At 30.8% G+C, this 19,665-nt stretch carries 22 protein-coding genes; 12 read left to right on the forward strand and 10 right to left on the reverse strand.

The window, feature by feature from the left end; translation table 11 throughout:
* Nucleotides 1–7: 7 nt before the first annotated feature.
* The 7 genes from SR63_RS02480 to SR63_RS02510 are packed head-to-tail and all read right to left on the reverse strand — an operon-like array spanning nucleotide 8 to nucleotide 5,175.
* A complete protein-coding gene (locus tag SR63_RS02480; RefSeq protein WP_052834189.1) occupies nucleotides 8–880 on the reverse strand; it encodes a sulfate/molybdate ABC transporter ATP-binding protein in 873 nt (290 codons plus the stop codon).
* Entirely contained in the window at nucleotides 877–1,551 is a 675-nt protein-coding gene (modB, locus tag SR63_RS02485) for a molybdate ABC transporter permease subunit (RefSeq protein WP_044793916.1), read from the reverse strand. The genes SR63_RS02480 and modB overlap by 4 nt, the downstream gene beginning before the upstream one ends.
* Nucleotides 1,544–1,945 carry a molybdopterin-binding protein gene (locus SR63_RS02490; protein ID WP_052834190.1) on the reverse strand — a complete coding sequence of 134 codons (402 nt, stop codon included), beginning with the start codon at nucleotides 1,943–1,945 and terminating at the stop codon, nucleotides 1,544–1,546. Before SR63_RS02490 ends, modB begins: the two co-directional genes overlap by 8 nt.
* Complete coding sequence (gene modA, locus SR63_RS02495) at nucleotides 1,942–2,691, reverse strand: molybdate ABC transporter substrate-binding protein (protein WP_063674899.1); 750 nt, start codon at nucleotides 2,689–2,691, stop codon at nucleotides 1,942–1,944. Before modA ends, SR63_RS02490 begins: the two co-directional genes overlap by 4 nt.
* 50 nt (nucleotides 2,692–2,741) lie before the next feature.
* On the reverse strand, nucleotides 2,742–3,428 hold the full coding sequence (bioC, locus tag SR63_RS02500; RefSeq protein WP_147498347.1) for a malonyl-ACP O-methyltransferase BioC: 687 nt from the start codon (nucleotides 3,426–3,428) through the stop codon (nucleotides 2,742–2,744).
* Nucleotides 3,425–4,036, reverse strand: coding sequence for a pimeloyl-ACP methyl esterase BioG family protein (locus SR63_RS02505; protein ID WP_147498348.1), 612 nt, complete (start codon nucleotides 4,034–4,036; stop codon nucleotides 3,425–3,427). The genes bioC and SR63_RS02505 overlap by 4 nt, the downstream gene beginning before the upstream one ends.
* A complete protein-coding gene (locus tag SR63_RS02510; protein ID WP_052834194.1) occupies nucleotides 4,033–5,175 on the reverse strand; it encodes an aminotransferase class I/II-fold pyridoxal phosphate-dependent enzyme in 1,143 nt (380 codons plus the stop codon). Before SR63_RS02510 ends, SR63_RS02505 begins: the two co-directional genes overlap by 4 nt.
* Before the next feature lie 67 nt (nucleotides 5,176–5,242).
* Here SR63_RS02510 and SR63_RS02515 point away from each other — a divergent pair, with 67 nt between their 5' ends.
* The gene (locus SR63_RS02515; protein ID WP_063674901.1) at nucleotides 5,243–6,526 is read left to right on the forward strand and encodes an adenosylmethionine--8-amino-7-oxononanoate transaminase; all 1,284 of its coding nucleotides are present in this window, start codon (nucleotides 5,243–5,245) and stop codon (nucleotides 6,524–6,526) included.
* On the opposite strand, the gene SR63_RS02520 is transcribed toward SR63_RS02515, so the two are convergent.
* From SR63_RS02520 to SR63_RS02530, 3 genes are read right to left on the reverse strand one after another with little or no spacing between them, the layout of a single operon-like run.
* Nucleotides 6,513–7,118 carry a dethiobiotin synthase gene (locus SR63_RS02520; RefSeq protein ID WP_063674903.1) on the reverse strand — a complete coding sequence of 202 codons (606 nt, stop codon included), beginning with the start codon at nucleotides 7,116–7,118 and terminating at the stop codon, nucleotides 6,513–6,515. The two genes, SR63_RS02515 and SR63_RS02520, sit on opposite strands and share 14 nt — an antisense overlap.
* A 9-nt stretch (nucleotides 7,119–7,127) precedes the next feature.
* Nucleotides 7,128–7,442 carry a DMT family transporter gene (locus tag SR63_RS02525; protein ID WP_063674905.1) on the reverse strand — a complete coding sequence of 105 codons (315 nt, stop codon included), beginning with the start codon at nucleotides 7,440–7,442 and terminating at the stop codon, nucleotides 7,128–7,130.
* A 2-nt stretch (nucleotides 7,443–7,444) separates the two neighbouring features.
* On the reverse strand, nucleotides 7,445–7,783 hold the full coding sequence (locus tag SR63_RS02530) for a DMT family transporter (protein ID WP_002892867.1): 339 nt from the start codon (nucleotides 7,781–7,783) through the stop codon (nucleotides 7,445–7,447).
* A gap of 130 nt (nucleotides 7,784–7,913) precedes the next feature.
* Between SR63_RS02530 and SR63_RS02535 the strand changes: the two genes are divergently transcribed.
* From SR63_RS02535 to dxs, 11 genes are read left to right on the forward strand one after another with little or no spacing between them, the layout of a single operon-like run.
* The gene (locus SR63_RS02535; protein ID WP_002785352.1) at nucleotides 7,914–8,450 is read left to right on the forward strand and encodes a 50S ribosomal protein L25/general stress protein Ctc; all 537 of its coding nucleotides are present in this window, start codon (nucleotides 7,914–7,916) and stop codon (nucleotides 8,448–8,450) included.
* Nucleotides 8,447–8,992 carry an aminoacyl-tRNA hydrolase gene (pth, locus tag SR63_RS02540; protein WP_052793091.1) on the forward strand — a complete coding sequence of 182 codons (546 nt, stop codon included), beginning with the start codon at nucleotides 8,447–8,449 and terminating at the stop codon, nucleotides 8,990–8,992. Before SR63_RS02535 ends, pth begins: the two co-directional genes overlap by 4 nt.
* A gap of 1 nt (nucleotide 8,993) precedes the next feature.
* The gene (locus SR63_RS02545) at nucleotides 8,994–10,052 is read left to right on the forward strand and encodes an LptF/LptG family permease (RefSeq protein ID WP_052793092.1); all 1,059 of its coding nucleotides are present in this window, start codon (nucleotides 8,994–8,996) and stop codon (nucleotides 10,050–10,052) included.
* 43 nt (nucleotides 10,053–10,095) lie between these two features.
* Nucleotides 10,096–11,304, forward strand: a complete 1,209-nt coding sequence (gene lysA, locus SR63_RS02550) for a diaminopimelate decarboxylase (protein ID WP_002854538.1) — start codon at nucleotides 10,096–10,098, stop codon at nucleotides 11,302–11,304.
* A 1-nt stretch (nucleotide 11,305) separates the two neighbouring features.
* On the forward strand, nucleotides 11,306–12,073 hold the full coding sequence (locus tag SR63_RS02555) for an HAD-IIA family hydrolase (RefSeq protein ID WP_002866666.1): 768 nt from the start codon (nucleotides 11,306–11,308) through the stop codon (nucleotides 12,071–12,073).
* The gene (gene pheA, locus SR63_RS02560) at nucleotides 12,061–13,134 is read left to right on the forward strand and encodes a prephenate dehydratase (RefSeq protein WP_002866665.1); all 1,074 of its coding nucleotides are present in this window, start codon (nucleotides 12,061–12,063) and stop codon (nucleotides 13,132–13,134) included. Before SR63_RS02555 ends, pheA begins: the two co-directional genes overlap by 13 nt.
* Nucleotides 13,124–14,218 (forward strand): histidinol-phosphate transaminase, encoded by a 1,095-nt coding sequence (gene hisC / locus SR63_RS02565; RefSeq protein ID WP_012006641.1) that lies wholly within the window; start codon nucleotides 13,124–13,126, stop codon nucleotides 14,216–14,218. Before pheA ends, hisC begins: the two co-directional genes overlap by 11 nt.
* A gap of 51 nt (nucleotides 14,219–14,269) precedes the next feature.
* Nucleotides 14,270–15,952 carry a flagellar basal-body MS-ring/collar protein FliF gene (gene fliF, locus SR63_RS02570; protein ID WP_002866662.1) on the forward strand — a complete coding sequence of 561 codons (1,683 nt, stop codon included), beginning with the start codon at nucleotides 14,270–14,272 and terminating at the stop codon, nucleotides 15,950–15,952.
* Nucleotides 15,952–16,980, forward strand: a complete 1,029-nt coding sequence (fliG, locus tag SR63_RS02575) for a flagellar motor switch protein FliG (RefSeq protein WP_002854670.1) — start codon at nucleotides 15,952–15,954, stop codon at nucleotides 16,978–16,980. The genes fliF and fliG overlap by 1 nt, the downstream gene beginning before the upstream one ends.
* Nucleotides 16,981–16,987: 7 nt before the next feature.
* Nucleotides 16,988–17,818: a flagellar assembly protein FliH gene (gene fliH / locus SR63_RS02580; protein ID WP_002866661.1), complete on the forward strand. Its 831-nt coding sequence runs from the start codon at nucleotides 16,988–16,990 to the stop codon at nucleotides 17,816–17,818.
* A complete protein-coding gene (gene dxs / locus SR63_RS02585; protein WP_002866660.1) occupies nucleotides 17,811–19,658 on the forward strand; it encodes a 1-deoxy-D-xylulose-5-phosphate synthase in 1,848 nt (615 codons plus the stop codon). The genes fliH and dxs overlap by 8 nt, the downstream gene beginning before the upstream one ends.
* Nucleotides 19,659–19,665 lie beyond the last annotated feature (7 nt).

The following is a 19,665-nucleotide window of genomic DNA, read 5'->3' on the forward strand; positions in this document are numbered from 1 at the left end:
GTATGTGTTATTTAAGAATTAAAGGATTAAAAGCTTTTACTGAAAGTATGAGAGTATCGCCTATTTTTATATCTTGATAAGCTTTTAAAAATTCCTCTTCACTAAGAGTGATTTTAATAATATCTTGATTTAAAAGCAAGGTTAAAACGACTAAAATATCACTTTTTTTAATTTCTAGCAAAGTTGCACTCAAACGCAATTTTGCACTAATACTTGAATGAGTAAAAAATTCATTTTTAGGAAAATCCTTAATGATATTTCCATTTTTAAGCTCTAAAATTCTATGACTTAACTTATAAATTTCAGCCAAATCATGACTTACCAATAAAGTACTTATCTTAAAATACTCTAAAATTTTAGCCAATTCATCTTGTAAATTGGCACGCATTTTAAAATCCAAAGCACTCAAAGGCTCATCTAAAAGCAAAATTTTTGGCTCCCTTGCTAAAGCTCTTGCTAAAGCTACTCTTTGTGCTTGTCCTCCGCTTAAATGTTTAGGATAAATTTTAGCCAAATTTTCAAGATCCATTAAGGCTAAAAGCTCACTAACCTTTGTCTTAGAACTAGCGGCATAGGCGATGTTTTCTTTTACATTCATATTTGGAAAAAGCGCATAATCTTGAAAAACAAAACCAATTTTTCTTTTTTGCAAAGCTAAACTAAAATTTTTTGAAGAATCAAACCAAAGTTCATTATCTACTTCTATACGCCCCAATTTAGGCTTTATAAGTCCTGCTATGATTTTTAAAAGAGTGGTTTTTCCTGCTCCGCTTTCGCCAAAAAGTGCAGTAATTTTTCCTGATTCTATATCTTTTTTAAAATTTAAATCCAGTCTTCCTTTGGCGGTATTCATAGGATGATTGATATCAATTTTTATCATTGAAAACTCATTTTTTTATTGACAAAATAAAGACTAAAAAGCACTAAAAAAGAAAAAATAAACAATATAAAAGCATATTGATGTGCCAAGCTATAGTTTAAGATTTCAAGTTCATCATAAATAGCTATACTAGCTACTAAAGTTTCACCTTGTTTATGTCCTCCTATCATCATCACGACTCCAAATTCACCCACAGTATGGGCAAAACTCATCGCACAAGCACTAAAAATTCCTGCTTTAGAATTAGGTAAAATCACTCTAAAAAGAGTATAAATTTTACTTTTACCTAAACTATAAGAAGCATCGAGTAAATTTGGATTGATCGATGAAAAGGCACTTTGTAAAGGATTTACCATAAAAGGCAAAGAAAAAATCAAAGAAGCAAAAACAAGACCTTCAAAAGTAAAAACCAAAGAAAGATTAAAATATTCTTTTAAAACTTGCCCTAAAAAACTATTAGCCGAAAAAGTTACAAGCAAATAAAATCCCAAAACACTAGGAGGTAAAATCAAAGGCAAGGAAATAAAGCTTTGAAGGATTGTTTTAAAAGGAAAACGCACAAAACTTAACAAATAAGCTAAAAATACACCGATAAAAAAAAGGATAAAAGTCGTGATAAAAGCAAGTTTAAAAGTAAGATAAAGGGTTTGTAAAAAAGCTGGATCAAGCACTATGACTCCTTAATACAATATCATTTGCTTTTACAAAACAAAGCCATTCTTGATTTTCACAAATTTCAAGTTCTAAAGCTTTTTCTTTGGTGATAATACTAGAAAGTTCATTACCTTTAAAATCAAAAAATACCTGATACAAAAGTTCGCCTTTTTTAATTTTTGTAATTTTAGCTAAAAAAGAATTTTCAACACTTAAAAGAGTTTTGCTTGTGCTAAAACAAAGCTCATGCTCTTTAAAAAGAAGTTCTACACTCGCACCAATTTTTAAATTTTCTAAAGACTTTAATTCAAGCATTAAAACACTAAAAATCACTTCTTTAGAAAGTATTTTAACAATAACTATATCCTCTTGATTTAAAAGCTCGCAAATTTGTCCTTTTATAAGGTTCATGGTGTGCTAAATCCGTATTTTTTAAAAATTTCTTTTGCTTTTGAAGAGCCAATAAATTCGCTAAATTCAAAGGCTAATTTTTTATCCTTAGCGTATTTTGTGATGACATAACTTTGTTCTAAAGGGCTAAAATACTTTGGATTAATAATACTTGTTTTACCCTTAGGATGATTGATAGGAGAAACTAAAGAATAAGCCACTATAGCTATATCTGCATTTTTGCTATCTACATGTAAAACAGGCACTGAGATATTTTCGCCTAAAACGATTTTATCCTTAAGAAGCTCATTTAAACCCAAATTTTCAAGCACTTCTTTAGCTGCTACTCCATAAGGAGCTACTTTAGGATTGGCTATGCTTAGATGCGTGATTTTACCTGCCTTTTCTTTTAAATTTTCAATGCCTCCTTGGAGTAAATTTTCATCCAGACTATACAAAGCCAAAACTCCTAAAACATAAATTTTTGGCTTTATTAAGGCATTTTTATCATCATAAATAGCCTTAGCATATTTAGTATCGGCTGAAAAAAAGAGACCAAATTCTCTTCCTTGTTTTAAAAGCTCATAATATTTTCCAGAAGCACCAAAAACCAATTCTATTTTATCTTCTGGATGTGTTTTCAAAAACTCATCTTTAACTTCACTCATCGCCTTTGAAGCTGAAGAAGCTACAAAAATACTTAAATTTTGTGCATTTAAACACGAAACAAAAAACAAAATCCCAAAAAATACTATAAACTTTTTCATTTAGTTTTCCTTGTGTAAAAATTTAATTTTTGGATTATAACACAAAAAATTCATTTTATATCATTTTTGCATAAAATAAATACAGGATGATAAGTGAGTTTGTTTTGAAATTTTTCTTCAAATTCTTTTAAAAAGCTTTTATTTAAAGGATAAAAACCTAAAGAATTTACCCCGCTTAATTTTAAATGTCTAAAAACATCTAAAGCATTATCAAAGCTTAATTTTATGAGTTCTTGAGTAATTTTTACTTCATTAAAATAGACTTTAAAAATTTGCTCTAATTCATTTAAGCTAAAATAATTTAAACCAAAACCTGTGCTTTGTTTGATTTCTTTTAAATTTTGTTCTGCAAAAGTAGAAAGAAGTAAAATTCCATTTTGATTTAGCATATCCCTAAGACTTGGTAAAATGCGTTTTAAATCAAGCCATTGCAAAGTTGCATTTGAAACGATAAGATCAAATTTCTCTTTACTTAAATCCTGTTTTGCAATTTCATTCATATCAAAAATTAAAATATTAGAATTTTCTTCAAAATCTAAAATATCGTTTTTTAAATACTCATCAAAAGTAATGAAATTTTGAAGTTTTTTGCTCAATTCACCCCTGCCACAACCAAATTCAAACACTTTTTCAAAATGTGAAATTTTTAAATCTTTTAAAATTTCACAAAGTTTTAAACCCATGAAATCTTGCACTTTTGCATGTTTTTCATAATCTTTTGCTTTTAAAAAATTCAAAGCTCATCCCAAGTTTTAAAATGAAAAAAAGCAAAATGCGGTTCATCTAAAAAAATCAAATTTTTAAAACTATTTTTCAAGGCATTTGGCGGAAAAATTTCATCTTCTTTACTTGAATAAACCTTATCCCAAAGCAAATTTTCTTCTTGTTTTATTAAAGCAAAGTCAAAAAGTTTTTCAAGCTCTATTTTCAAAGCTTTTTCATCTTTAAAAATAAAATCTTTGGCTAAGCTTTTGCGTTCTTTAAATAAAGCCTTTTTAAAATGTTCTAATTTAAAATTTTGCAGGGTTTTTTTAAAAATTGCAGGATGAATTCCTTTTGATTTATCTATGCCTAAATTTGTGCCATTTATGGCTATTTTTTGTTTAAAATTAAGCTCTTTTAAAACTTTATTTGCCACACAAACCCCCATAGAAAAAGCGATTAAAAAAAGTTCATCAAAAGCTTTGAAATCAAAATTTAAATCAAAATTTTCATAATTATAAAATAAAATCATATTTTTATCGCTTTTTAAATGCGAAAAATGACTAGGATGTGAAGCAAACCCTCCAAATACCACTATAAGTTTTTTTGAATCAGGATTTTTGCATAAAAATTCATATTTCATAAAAGCTCTATTATCCTTTCAAGTTCTTCTGTATTAAGTCCTGCGTGCAAAGAAAAACGAATTCTAGCTGTATTCTTTGGCACGGTAGGTTCTTTGATCGCAGGAGCAAAAAATCCAGCTTTTTGAAGTTTTTGTGAAATTTCTAAGGCTTTTTTATTTTCACCTAAAAGCAAGCAAATGATATAAGCATCACCTAAAACAGTGTGATTTTTTTCTTGCAATTTACTTTTAAAAAAAGTGCTTAAAAGTTCTAATTTTTCTCTTTCTTTCTTAAAATAAGGCATTTTTTTAAAAATAAATTGCGTCCAAGCTACATTAATAGGTGGCAAGGCTGTAGAATAAATAAAAGCTCTAGCCTTGTTGATGAAAAATTTCTTATATTTTTCATCACATATTATACAAGCACCCATGGAAGCAATGGCTTTACCAAAGGTAAAAACCAAAAAATCCACTTCATTTTCTAAGGCTAATTTTTTAACAAACCCCAAACCCTCCTCATCAAAACAACCCACGCTGTGTGCTTCATCTATATAAAGCTTGATTTTATCATAACGCTTTTTAAGCTCACACAAAATTTTAAAATCGCTAAAATCTCCATCCATACTAAACAAAGCTTCACTTAAAATGATGATATTTTCATAATTTTCATAATGTTTTTGGATCAAACTCTCTAAATGATTCATATTTTTGTGATGAAAACGAAAAAAATCAGCCCCGCTAAGTCTTAAGCCATCAATCATACTTGCATGAATAAATTTATCGGCTAAAAAAAGCGTCTTAGAAACGCTAGAAAGTGCTGCTATACAAGAGATATTTAAATGATAGCCACTATTAAAATGTAAAATTTCCTTATCTTTAAATTTAGTCTTTAAAAAACTTTCTAATTCTTCATAAATTTCAAAATTTCCACTCAAACTTCTTGAACTCGAACTTGAAAAAAACAAATCTTGTTCTTTTAGGGTGTTTAAAAACTCAGCTTTTAACTCTTTAGAAGACGCCAAATAAAGATAATCATTTCCTGCTAAATTTAAAAGTTTTTGATCTTGCTTATAAACAAATTTATTTTCATGTTTTAAAGGTGTTAGAGTTCTTAGATTGTGATTTTGCTCTAGATCTTGCAAAATTTTTTCAAGCTTCATTTTTTTCCTGTAAATTTAAAAATTTAAAGTATTATTTTGCCAAAATATTTTTAAAAAAGAAGTTATAATGCAAAATCAAATCTTAAAAAATCTCGATTTAAAACACATTTGGCACCCTTGCACACAAATGAAAGATCACGAAACCTTACCTTTAATCCCTATAAAAAAAGCAAAAGGCGTATGGCTTTATGATTTTGATGATAAAGCTTATATGGATTGTGTGAGTTCTTGGTGGGTAAATCTTTTTGGTCATTGTAATGAAAAAATCGCAAATGCCATCAAAAAACAAGTTGATGAGCTTGAGCATGTGATTTTAGCAGGTTTTACACATGAGCCTATCATCAAATTTTCGGCTAGACTTTGTGAAAAAGTGGGGCATGATTTTAATAAATGTTTTTATGCGGATAATGGATCAAGTGCCATTGAAGTAGCACTTAAAATGAGTTTTCATTATCATTTAAATAAAGGTTTGAAAAAAAATAAATTTTTATCTTTAAGCAATTCCTATCATGGCGAAACCTTAGGGGCTTTAAGTGTGGGCGATGTTGCGCTTTATAAAGATACTTACAAAGCCTTGCTTTTAGAGTGTTTAAGCACTCCTGTGCCACAAGGTAAAGACTATACTAAAGAGCTTGAAATTTTAAAAGATATTTTAGAAAAACACTCGAGTGAAATTTGCGCTTTTATACTTGAGCCTTTAGTCCAATGCGCGGGAAATATGCACATGTATGAAGCTAGCTTTATCGATGAAGCAATAAAGCTTTGCCATGATTTTAATGTGCAAGTGATTTTTGATGAAATTGCGGTAGGTTTTGGACGCACAGGCACTTTGTTTGCCTTGCATCAATGCAAACAAAGCCCCGATTTTATCTGTCTTTCAAAGGGAATTACAGGAGGATTTATGCCCCTTTCTGTAGTGCTTACAAAGGATGAAATTTATAATGTCTTTTATGCACCCTATAGTGAGCAAAAAGCCTTTTTACACTCTCATAGTTATACAGGAAACACTCTAGCTTGTGCAGCAGCTAATGCGGTTTTAGATATCTTTGAAAATGAAAATATTTTAGAAAAAAATCAAATTTTAAGCACCTTTATCCAGCAAGAATTTTCAAAACTTAAAAAATTTGATTTTTTAGGAAATTTTAGAACTTGCGGAATGATCAGTGCTTTTGATATTTTAAGCCATAAACACGAACGCGTGGGACTTTTTGTATTTCAAAAAGCCTTAGAAAAAGGTTTGCTTTTAAGACCTTTAGCAAATACGATTTATTTTATGCCTCCTTACATCATCACAAAAGAACAAATCGTTTATGTAGTAGAGAGTTTAGAACAAATTTTTAAGGAATTTTAAGTTGCAAAATTTCTTGCATTTGCTCTTTAAAATCTTGATTTAAAATGCTATTTTCATCAAAAAAATCAAGATTAATTATGGGAATTTTTGCATAATTTTTTATAAAATCATCTTGAAAGGTATCTTTTTTGCCCATCATCACAAGGGCTAAAAGATTAATATTTCTTTGCTCTAAAGCTTCAATACTAAGCAAAATATGATTAATGCTTCCAAGATAGTATTTTGCTACTAAAATACTTGCCCTTTTATTTAAAGCCATAAAATCAATCATAGTGTAATTTTCATCCATAGGAGAAAAAAGCCCACCCGCAAGCTCAATAAGTAGGTTCTCACTTTTTGGTAAAATGATATCTAAGGCTTTATAATCAAGCTTTTCTTTGATTTTTCCAAGATGAGGAGAAGCTGGAGTTTGCAAAAAAATACCTTCTTTAAAAATCTTTGTTTTTGGACTAAATTTTGCAATAAACTCGCTATCTGTTGGACTTCCTGCTTGAATGAGTTTAAAATAATCATAGTTAAAATTCGCACAAAAAGCTGCACTAAAATGTGTTTTTCCTACATCAGTATGTATTCCACTTACATAAATTTGCACAAAAAATCCTCAAGAAAGAAATTTTAAACCCACTGTACAAGCAATAATCACAGCGATTAAAAAAAGTTTTAAAAAACTTTTACTTTCTTTATAAAAAAGCACTTCTATCATTACCCCACCAGCGGTTCCAGCTCCTGTCCATATAGCATAAGCAACACTCATAGCGATATTTTGCATACTTAAGCTTAAAAAAGTAAAAGAAAACCCAAAGCACACTATCAAAGCCAAAAGATAAAGCTTATTTTTAGTATTTACAAGTTCTTTCATGATCGCCACGCCAAAAATTTCACAAGTAGTAGCTAAAAACAAATAAAACCATTCCATGTTTAAGCTTCCTTGCTTACCCATTTAAGGGCTATAATGCTTAAAAGTAAAATCGCTATAAGCACAAGTTTAACTATAGAAACAGCCTCGTTAAAAATAAACATTTCATTTAAAACCACCCCAACAGTGCCAATGCCTACAAAAACACTATAAGTAATACTTACTTCAAGTCTTTCACAAGCTTTTAAAAAGCAAGTAAAAGAAATACAAACTCCAATGGCTGTTAAAATATAATGCCAAATTTCTGTAGAATATTTAAGTCCGCTTACCCAAAAGCATTCTATAATCCCACCTAAGATTATTAAAAACCAAGCTATATTGATATTGAATTTTTCATTCACACGAAGCCTTAAATTAACATAATTTATAAAACAAATTATATCTTAAAGAAATTAAAGAAGCTATAAATTTACTTTTCCATAAGCCAAAATTAGATATAATCAAAGCTCATTTTTTAAGAAAGGACAAAAGATGTTAGAAGGTATCGTTAGAGAGAGTATCGGTAGAAAAGCGGCTAAAGCTTTAAAAAGAGATGGTTATCTAATCGCAAACATCTATGGAAAAGGATTAGAAAATATCAATGCCGCTTTTAAAGTTAATGACTTCATTAAAGAAGTTCGTAAAAAAACCACTTTAATTTTTGATGTAAAAGTAGGTTCTCAAACTTTAAGCGTTGTAGTTGTGGATTATCAAAAAGATCCTGTAACTGCAGAACTTAAACATGTGGATTTAAAAGTTGCACAAAAAGGTGTGATTTCTAAATACATGGTTCCAGTTAAAATCACAGGAACAGCTATAGGTCTTAAAAATAAAGGTGTTTTAATCCAATCAAAAAGAAGATTAAAAGTAAAATGTGCAGCTGAAAATTTGCCAAATTTCTTCGAACTTGATGTAAGTAAGCTTGATGTGGGTGATGCTTTGCTTGTTCGTGATATTGTAGTTCCTGCGGGAGTAACTATGATTGATGCTGATAGAGTAGCGGTTGTAGGTGTAGAAAAAGCTAGATGATTTTAGTCGTAGGGCTTGGCAATATAGGCGTAGAGTATGAAAATACCCGTCATAATGTCGGTTTTATGCTAATTGACTTGCTTTTAAAAGAAAGCAATTTTACAAATCTTACAAACTCTAAATTTAAAGGAGAACTTTTTAAAATAGGTTCTTCTTTACTTCTTCTTAAACCTAGCACTTATATGAATAATTCAGGACTTAGTGTAAAAGCAGTGAATGATTTTTATAAATGCGAAAGAATGATAGTTATCCATGATGATATAGATATAAATTTAGGAGCCTTGCGCTTTAAAAAAGGCGGTTCAAGTGGTGGACATAATGGGCTTAAAAGCATAGATACTTTATGTGGAAATGATTATGAAAGAGTGCGTATAGGAGTGGGAAAGGGTGAAAATGTGATTTCCCATGTTTTGGGCAAGTTTAAAGCTGAAGAAGAAATAACTTTAAGCAAAGTTTTAGAGCGTACAAAAAAAGCTTTGCTTGAGCTTATTGAAAATGATGATTTGTCTGCTATATCATCCAAATACAGCCTAAAGGCTTAAGATGTGGATATTTTTTCGTTTTATTTCAGGGATTTATCTAAAAAATTTTTTTATTATATTTTTTTCTTTACTTGGTTTTTATTGCGGTATTGATTTGCTCTTAAATTTTAAAGATCTACCAAAAGCCGCAAATCTTGATTTGCTTTATGTTATGTTTTTATCTTTCTCGGCAGTGCCTTATGTATTACCCATTTCTTTGATTTTTGCCTTGGTAGTTTCTTTGATTTCTATGATCAGAGCAAATGAATTTGTAAGTCTTTATGCGTTAGGACTGGGCAGAAATTATGTTATTTTATTTCCTTTTTTATGGGCTTTATTTTTTTGTTGTATTTATATAGGATTGAATTTTACTTCTTTTGCTTATGCAAATGATTATAAGAGAAATATTTTAAAAAATGGCACTATTATGAATCAAAGTGGAGAAGTGTTTTTGAAATTTAACAATAATTTTGTTTATATTTCAAAGATAAACAATGGACAAAATAGTGCTCAAAATATAAAAATTTTTAATATTAATGATTTAAATTTAAGCTCTTTTGTAAGTGCTAAAAATGCCCATTTTGAAGGTGAAAGTTGGATTTTGCGAGATGGTAATATTACATTATTACCTAAAAATTATGAACTTGCTAATGATGGTTTAAAGATACAAGATTTCTCCGAGCTTAAATCACTTGAGGGTTTTAAACCAAAGATTATAGAAGGGGTTGCTAGTAATAGTGATTATTCAATATCTGACGCACTTGAAAGTTTTGAGCTTTTTAAGGCGCAAAATGTCAATACAGATGCTCTTAAAATCAATCTTTATAAATTTGTTTTTACTCCTTTTTTTGCACCATTTTTAATGCTTATTATGTATTATTTTTTTCCTGTAATAGCAAGATTTTTTAATCTTGCTTTTGTAACTTTTATAGCTTTTGTAGTGACTTTGATGATTTGGGGAGTCTTGTTTTTGCTTACTAGATTAAGCGAAAATAGTGTGATTGCAAGTGAAATTGGCATTGTAGTGCCTATTATAATTTTGGGTTGTTTAAGTGCTTATATGTATTATAAGCATCGATAAATTAAGCTTTGTGTAGTAAAATTATAAAAATTAAAGGTTAAATATGGATTATAAACAATTAAAGCAAGAATTTAATACTCCTTTTTATATTTACAATTTTGATTTCATAAAAGAGCGTTTTTTAAATCTCAAAGAGGCTTTTAAGGCTAGAAAATCTCAAATTTTTTACGCTGTAAAAGCCAATTCAAATTTAAGTTTGTTGCAAATGCTTGCAAATTTAGATAGTGGATTTGATTGTGTAAGTATAGGCGAGGTAAAGCGTGCCTTAAAAGCAGGAGCAAAAGCTTATAAGATTATTTTTAGTGGAGTAGGAAAAACCAAAGAAGAGTTAAGACAAGCTTTAGAATATGATATTTTATATATTAACCTTGAAAGCGAAGCTGAAATGATGCTTTTAGAAAGTGTGGCTAAAGAACTTAATCTAAAGGCAAGAATCAGTATTCGTGTTAATCCAAATGTTGATGCAAAAACTCATCCTTATATTTCTACAGGATTAAATGAAAATAAATTTGGTGTTGAAATTGATATAGCAAGAAAAATGTATCTTTATGCAAAAAATTCATCTTTTTTAGAGCCTGTTGGAGTGCATTTTCATATAGGTTCGCAACTTTTAGATATTTCTCCTATTCATGAAGCAGCAGGCATTGTTGCAAAACTTGTAAGAGAGTTAAAAGCCTTGCAAATCGATCTTAAATTTTTTGATATAGGCGGTGGCTTGGGTGTGGCTTATGAAAAAGATGAGTGCGAACCTGATCTTTATAATTATGCACAAGGTATATTAGCACAACTTCATGGGCTTGATTTAACCATAGGAATGGAGCCTGGAAGGTATTTAGTTGCTAAAAGTGGAGAATTTGTTTGTTCAGTACTTTATGAAAAACAAAATAAAACCAAGCGTTTTGTTGTAGTAGATGGAGCGATGAATGATCTTATACGCCCAAGTTTATACGAGGCTTATCATGAAATAATCTTACCTTATAATCAAGCTCAAGAGAGTTTATGTGATGTTGTAGGTGGAATTTGTGAGAGTGGAGACTTTTTTGCTAAAGCAAGGTCTTTACCTAGCACTCAAAGTGGCGATATAATGGTTATTAAAAATACTGGAGCTTATGGTTTTAGTATGAGTAGTAACTACAATACTCGTAATAAAGTTTGCGAATTAGCCCTTGAAGAAGGACAGGTAAGATTGATCCGTCAAAGAGAAAATTTTGAAAATCAAATCGCTTTAGAAGAGAAATTTTTAAAGGCTTAAAATGTTTTTTTTAGATGTTCAAGGGACTTTAATTTCTGATCATGATAAGAGTTTAATCCATGGCGCTAAAGAATTGATCGATTTTTTAAATGCAAAAAATCTTCCTTATGTTATCATTACTAACAATACAAAAAAACTTGATTTTTTAGAAAAATTACAGCAAAAAGGATTGGCTATAAAAGAAAATGCTTATATTGATCCTTTTAGCGTTTTAAAATACCTTTTAAAACCTTGTAAAGTTGCGGCTTTTGGTGCAGATGAGTTTGTAAAAAGTCTTGAAAATCTTGGTTTTGAACTCGATTTTGTAAATCCTAGTGCTGTGCTTGTAGCTAGTTATGATGATTTTAAATTTAAAGATTTTGCTAGTATGATAGAATTTGCTAGAAGAGAAGTTAGGTTTATAGCTATGCACGAAACTAGCATTTATAAAAAAGATGGTAGGCCTTATCCTGGTGTAGGTAGCATTATGGCTATGCTTAAAAATGCTATTGATTTTGAATACGAGGTTGTGGGTAAGCCTAGCATTGCTTTTTATAAAGAAGCTTTAAATTTGATAAGAAAACAAAATTCAAAAATCGATTTTGAAGATATTAAAATCATTAGTGATGATTTTAGAGGAGACTTGCTTAAGGCAAAAGAACTTGGCATGAAAACCTTGCTGGTTTTAAGCGGAAAGATAAGCGACACAAAAGGGCTTGATACGGATTTGCTTGATGGAGTTTATCCTAGTGTTTTTGAGTTTTTAAAGGAGCTAAAATGCCAAATTTAGAAGAATTTAGAAATAAAATCGATACGGTTGATGATAAAATTTTAGAACTTTTAAATGAAAGAATGACTTATGTTAAAAGTATAGGCGAGCTTAAACAAAGCAGTGGGGGAACTATTTATCGTCCCGAGCGTGAAAGAGCCATTATCAATCGTTTAAAAAATGCCAATTTAGGACTTTTGGATCAAAATGCCATAGAGGCAATCTATCAAGAAATTTTTGCGGTTTCAAGAAATTTAGAAATGCCTCAAACTATAGCTTATTTAGGGCCTGAGGGAACTTATACTCATCAAGCAGCAAGAAGTCGTTTTGGTGCGATGAGTCGTTATATAGCCTTGGCTAATATCGAAGATGTTTTTAAAGAGTTAAGCAACAAAGAAGCAAAATACGGTGTTGTGCCTATAGAAAATAATACTGAAGGTGCAGTAGGTATTACTTTAGATTGTCTAGGTAAGTATAATGAGCTTAAAATTTTTGGTGAAATTTATATGGATATTCATCATTCTTTTGTGGGGATTAATGAAAATTTAAAAGAAATCAAACGCATTTATTCGCATCCGCAAGGTTATAATCAATGTCGTAAATTTTTAGAAAGTCATGAACTTAGTGCTATAGAATTTGTTCCTTCAAAATCTACAGCTAATGCGGCTTATTTAGCTTCGCAAGATAAATATGCGGCAGCAATTTGCTCTAAAATAGCGGCTAAGCTTTATAATGTGCCTGTGCTTTTTGACAAAATAGAAGATAATGCAGCCAATAAAACAAGATTTTTAATTTTAAGCGATATTAAAAATCCTAAAATGCCAAATTGTAAAACTTCTATTTTAGCACACACAGCACATAAACCTGGTGGGCTTAGTTTTTTATTAGAGCAGTTTAAAAAAGAAAATATCAATCTTACTAAGCTTGAATCTCGTCCTGTAAAATCAAAAGAATTTTTACACAGTTTTTACATAGATTTTGAAGGGCATATTGATGATGAAAATGTAAAAAAAGCTTTAAAAGATATACAAGAGATTGTTTGGCTTGGATCTTATTTATCAGGAGAAAAAGATGAAATTTAATGAATTTTTAAATCATTTAAGCAATTATGAACCCGGAAAAGATATAGAAGTTATTGCCAAAGAATATGGCGTTAAAGAAGTGATAAAATTAGCAAGTAATGAAAATCCTTTTGGTACGCCACCAAAAGCTATAGAATGCTTAAGACAAAATGCAAACAAAGCTCATCTTTACCCTGATGATAGTATGATAGAACTTAAAAGCACATTGGCTCAAAAATACAAAGTTCAAAATGAAAATATCATCATTGGTGCAGGTAGTGATCAAGTGATTGAATTTGCTATACATGCTAAGTTAAATTCTAAAAATGCTTTTTTACAAGCTGGAGTTACCTTTGCTATGTATGAAATTTATGCCAAACAATGCGGTGCAAAGTGTTATAAAACTCAAAGCATTACTCATGATTTAAATGAGTTTAAAAAGCTTTATGAAGCACACAAAGATGAAATTAAACTCATTTTCTTGTGCTTACCAAATAATCCTTTAGGCGAGTGTTTGGATGCAAGTGAAGTGACCAAGTTTATTAAAGGTGTGGATGAGGATTGTTTAGTTGTGATTGATGCAGCTTATAATGAATTTGCAAGTTTTAAAGATAGCAAAAAACATTTAGAACCTTGTGAATTGATTAAAGAATTTGACAATGTACTTTATTTGGGAACTTTTTCTAAACTTTATGGATTAGGAGGCTTACGCATTGGTTATGGTATAGCTAATGCTAATATTATTAATGCATTTTACAAGCTTCGTGCTCCTTTTAATGTGAGCAATCTTGCTTTAAAAGCAGCAGTTGCAGCAATAGATGATGATGAATTTACTAAAAAAACTTTAGAAAATAATTTTTCTCAAATGCAGCTTTATAAAGAATTTGCCAAAAAACATAATATCAAAATCATTGATAGTTATACAAATTTCATCACTTATTTTTTTGATGAAAAAAATAGTACAGATTTGTCTGAAAAATTGCTTAAAAAGGGTATAATAATAAGAAATTTAAAAAGCTATGGTTTAAATGCTATACGCATTACTATAGGAACATCTTATGAAAATGAAAAATTTTTTACAGAATTTGATAAGATTTTAAGATAGATAAATCAAATAAAAATATGTAAAATTCGCTAAACTAAGGGATGAGAATTAATGGATTTTAAAAATATGCTTCATCAAATTGGGCAACTTTATCAAAATTTAACTCGCAAGCAGCGTATAGTGATTGCTGCATCTATTGTAGTAGTGGTTGGGTTTTTGGTTTTTTTAGCTTTATTTCGTGGAAGTGGTAGTAATGCAAATAATGGATATGCAGTTTTAGTTGAAAATGTAAGCCCAAGTTCTTCTGCTGCAATTGTAGCTAAACTTGAACAAAATAATATTCCCTATAAATTAGAAAGTGAAAATAAAATTTTAGTTCCACAAGATCAGGTTTATCGTCAAAGAATGTTTATTGCAAGCGAAGGTCTTATAAAAGATAGTCGCGTGGGTTTTGAAGCTTTTGATACTCAAGCTTTTGGAGCTACAAATGAAGAGCAAAGGGTAAAATACCAAAGAGCCATAGAAGGCGAACTTGCAAGAACTATTGAGACTTTAGAACCTATTCGTAGCGCTGTTGTACACATAGCATTTCCTAAAGATAGTGTTTTTACTGAAAGGCAAATTCCGCCTACAGCTTCAGTTGTTGTTAATGTTCGCGAAGGCTTAAAGCTTACTAGAAAACAAATTGATGGTATAAAAAATATTGTTTCAGCGGCAGTTCCAAAACTTACTAAAGAAAATGTTAAGATTAGTGATCAAAGTGGTGTGCCTTTAGATGAGCAAGAAGCATATGAAGATGACTTGGTTCGTGCGCAAATTAAATTTAAAAGTGATCAAGAAAAAGCTTTAGAAGATAAGATTATAGAAAATTTAGCTCCTTTTGCAGGTGGTATGGATAAAGTAAAAGTGAGTGTAAATATAGATTTTGATTTTTCCAAGCAAGAATCTCAAAGTGAAATTTATGATCCAAATCCTATAGTGCGTAGTGAGCAAACTTTAAACGAGGAAAGAACAGGTAGAAAAGATCCAGAAATTCAAGGTGTTCCAGGTGCTGTTTCTAATATAGGTCCTGTTGAAGGACTTGACAATAAAGGTCAAATTGACACTTATAAAAAAAATCAAGTTACTACAAATAATGAACTTTCTAAAACTATTACAAATACCAAAAAACAATTTGCAACAGTTTTACGCACTTCAGCAGCTGTCACTATAGATGGAAAATATCAAGATGTGGTTGATGAAAATGGGGATGTGAAAAGCGAATATGTTCCATTGACTAAAGAAGAGCTTGCAAGTGTTGAGAGTATAGTTAAAAATACTATTAATTTTAGCGCTACTAGAGGCGATAGTGTTGTAGTGCAAAATTTACCATTTCATCGTGAGTCGATTAGAGTTGAGAGTAAAGTTAAAACTTTTTACAATCGTTTTGTTGAGCCATTTATTCCACCAGTTAAGTATTTTATTGCAGCGATTTTACTTTTTATTTTTTACAAAAAAGTCATTGCTCCATTTACTCAAAAAATGCTTGAAGATGTCGCAGCGCAAGAAGAAATGCAGCAAGGTCCAAATGCTGTTTTAGATGATGCTGAAGATGCTTTGGAGAAATTTAATGCAGCAAGGAAAAAAGTTGAAGAACAACTTGGTTTTGGGGATAATTTTAATGAAGATTCTATTCAATATGAGGTTTTACTTGAAAAATTGCGTGGTTTAGTAAGTGATAAAGGCGAGGAAATTGCAGCACTTTTACAAAACTTAATTCAAAATGATAGTGAATTTGGCGAAAAGGATATGTGATGATAAAGCTAAGTGAAGAACAAAAAATGGTCTATGATGATTTATCGATGCCTGAGAAGGTAGCGATATTTCTTATACAACTTGGCGAAGATGCAACAACTTCTGTGTTTTCACATATGGAAATTGATGTAATTACAGAAATTTCACGTTATATTGCTATGGCTAAAAATGTTGATAGATCCGTAGCTACTGCAGTTTTAGAAGAATTTTACACTCTGCTTCAATCAAATCAATATATTAAAAGTGGTGGTTTGGAATATGCTAAAGAAATACTTTTTCGTACTTTTGGGCCAGAGATTGCAAATAAAATTCTTGAAAAACTCACTAAAAGTATGGAGAATAATCAAAATTTTGCTTATTTGGCGCAAATTAAACCACAGCAACTTGCAGACTTTATTACCAAAGAGCACCCACAAACCATCGCTCTTATTTTGGCACACATGGATTCTATTCATGCGGCAGAAACTTTAGAGTATTTTAGTGATGAATTAAGGGCTGAGGTGGTTATAAGAATGGCAAATCTTGGCGATATTTCTCCAAGTATTATTAAAAGAGTTTCTGCAGTGCTAGAAAGCAAGCTTGAAAGTCTTACCTCTTATAAGGTTGAAGTGGGCGGCCCAAGAGCGGTAGCAGAAGTGCTTAATCGTTTGGGTCAAAAAGCAAGCAAATCAACCATTACTTATATTGAACAAAGTGATGAACGCTTAGCAGAGACTATTAAAGAGCTTATGTTTACTTTCGATGATATACAAAAACTTAGCACTCAAGCTATAAGAGAAATTTTAAAAGTAGCTGATAAGCGTGATTTAATGATAGGTTTAAAAGGTGCAAGTGAAGAGTTAAAGCAAAAATTCTTAGCCAATATGTCTACGCGTGCAAGCGAAGCTTTTCTTGAAGAAATGGGTTTTTTGGGTGCTGTGCGTGTTAAAGATGTTGAAGATGCACAAAGAAAGGTTGTTGAAGTGGTGCAAAAACTTGCAGAACAAGGTCTTGTTCAAACAGGCGATGCGGATGAAATGATAGAGTAGGTGAGAGATGGTTAATCGTAGCAATGTAATTTCTGGTGGGGCTTCTGATCAGCATGTTGTTGAAGGATATCGTTTTAAAGTTATTTCAGAATTTGATAATCATACAGGTGAAAAAAAACATACTCAAACTCCAGATGAAGAAAATGCTAATATATCTTTAAATGACGAAAAAGCAGTTGAAGAAAATCAAGCTATTGCCCCTACGCAAGCTGTTATGGAAACTCAAATTCCAACATTTCAACCAAGTTTTGTTGAAGATTTGCTTAAAAAAACAGATGAAATGTCAAGCAATATTATTAAACTTCAAATGCAAATAGAAAGCCAAGAGAATGAATTTAATAACCGCTTAAATTCAGAACTTGAAAATGCTAAAGAAAAATTTGCCAAAGAAGGTTATGAGAAAGCAAAAGAAGAATTTCAAAAGGAATTGAGTGATTTTAAAGATAAGTATTTAAAAAGTATAGCCAAACTCGATAATGCTTGCGAAAATCTTGAAAATTTCATAGAAAAAAATGAGAAAGAATTAGCAGATACTGCTATAGATATCGCTAAAGAAGTAATCTTAAAAGAGCTTGAACTAAATTCAAGTAAGATAGCTTATGCTTTGGCCAAAGATTTAATCGGCGAGCTTAAGGGTGCTAGTGCAATTGAGCTTAAGGTTAATGCAGAGGATTATGAGTATTTAAAAGAGCAATTTGATCAGAATGCTCATATTAAAATAAGTCTTGATGATGCAATTAGCAAAGGAAGTGTTGTTATTATAAGTGACGCAGGCAATATAGAATCCAATCTTAACTCTCGTCTAACTAAAATTAAAAAAATGGTGAATAATGAGTAAAAAATTTGCCCATACTCAAGAAGAGTTAGAAAAGCTAAGTTTAAAAGAATTAGAAAATTTAGCAGCATCTATGCGTGAAAAAATCATACAAGTTGTGAGTAAAAATGGTGGGCATTTAAGTTCAAATTTGGGTGCTGTAGAACTTAGTATAGCAATGCATTTGGTTTTTGATGCAAAAAAAGATCCTTTTATTTTTGATGTGTCGCATCAGTCTTATACACACAAGCTTTTAAGCGGAAAAGAAGAAATATTTGATACTTTAAGACAAATCAATGGTTTAAGTGGTTATACAAAACCTAGCGAGGGAGATTATTTTGTAGCAGGGCATTCTAGCACCTCTATTTCTTTGGCAGTAGGTGCTTGTAAGGCCATTGCTTTAAAAGGTGAAAAGCGTATTCCTGTTGCTTTGATTGGAGATGGTGCTTTAAGTGCGGGTATGGCCTATGAGGCTTTAAATGAATTGGGTGATTCTAAATTTGCTTGCGTAATACTTTTAAATGATAATGAAATGAGTATTTCAAAACCAATTGGAGCAATTTCAAAGTATCTTTCTCAGGCTATGGCAACGCAGTTTTATCAAAGTTTTAAAAAGCGTATTGCTAAAATGTTGGATATATTGCCTGATAGTGCTACTTATATGGCCAAGCGTTTTGAAGAGAGTTTTAAACTTATTACTCCTGGGCTTTTGTTTGAAGAATTAGGGCTTGAATATATAGGGCCTATTGATGGACATAATTTAGGTGAAATTATTTCTGCATTAAAACAAGCAAAAGCTATGCAAAAGCCTTGTGTGATACATGCTCAAACCATAAAAGGTAAAGGCTATGCTTTAGCTGAAGGAAAACATGCTAAATGGCACGGGGTGGGAGCTTTTGATATAGATAGTGGAGAGAGTGTTAAAAAAAGTGATGCTAAAAAATCTGCTACTGAAATTTTTTCTAAGAATTTGCTTGATTTAGCCTCAAAATATGAAAATATTGTTGGGGTTACAGCGGCTATGCCAAGTGGAACAGGTCTTGATAAGCTTATAGAAAAATATCCAAATCGTTTTTGGGATGTGGCTATTGCAGAACAGCATGCAGTAACTTCTATGGCCGCTATGGCAAAAGAAGGATTTAAACCTTTTATTGCAATATATAGCACCTTTTTGCAGCGTGCTTATGATCAAGTGATCCATGATTGTGCGATTATGAATTTAAATGTGGTTTTTGCTATGGATAGAGCAGGGATAGTAGGCGAAGATGGGGAGACGCATCAAGGTGTTTTTGATCTTAGTTTTTTAGCTCCTTTGCCAAATTTCACTCTTTTAGCCCCAAGAGATGAACAAATGATGCAAAATATAATGGAGTATGCTTATTTACATCAAGGACCTATTGCTTTTCGTTATCCTAGAGGGAGTTTTATTTTGGATAAAGAATTTAATCCTTGTGAGATAAAACTTGGTAAGGCACAATGGCTTGTAAAAAATAATAGTGAAATTGCTTTTTTAGGTTATGGACAAGGTGTGGCAAAAGCGTGGCAAGTCTTAAGAGCCTTGCAAGAAATGAATAATAATGCTAATTTGATTGATTTAATTTTTGCTAAACCTTTAGATGAAGAGCTTTTGTGTGAGCTTGCTAAAAAAAGTAAAATTTGGTTTATTTTTAGTGAAAATGTTAAAATTGGCGGTATAGAAAGTTTAATTAATAATTTTTTACAAAAATATGATTTGCATGTAAAAGTTGTTAGCTTTGAATATGAAGACAAATTTATTGAACATGGAAAAACAAGTGAGGTGGAAAAAAATCTAGAAAAAGATGTCAATAGTTTGTTGACGAAAGTTTTAAAATTTTATCATTAAATAATAA

The organism is Campylobacter sp. 2014D-0259 (genome assembly GCF_008000505.1).
Taxonomy (GTDB): domain Bacteria; phylum Campylobacterota; class Campylobacteria; order Campylobacterales; family Campylobacteraceae; genus Campylobacter_D; species Campylobacter_D jejuni.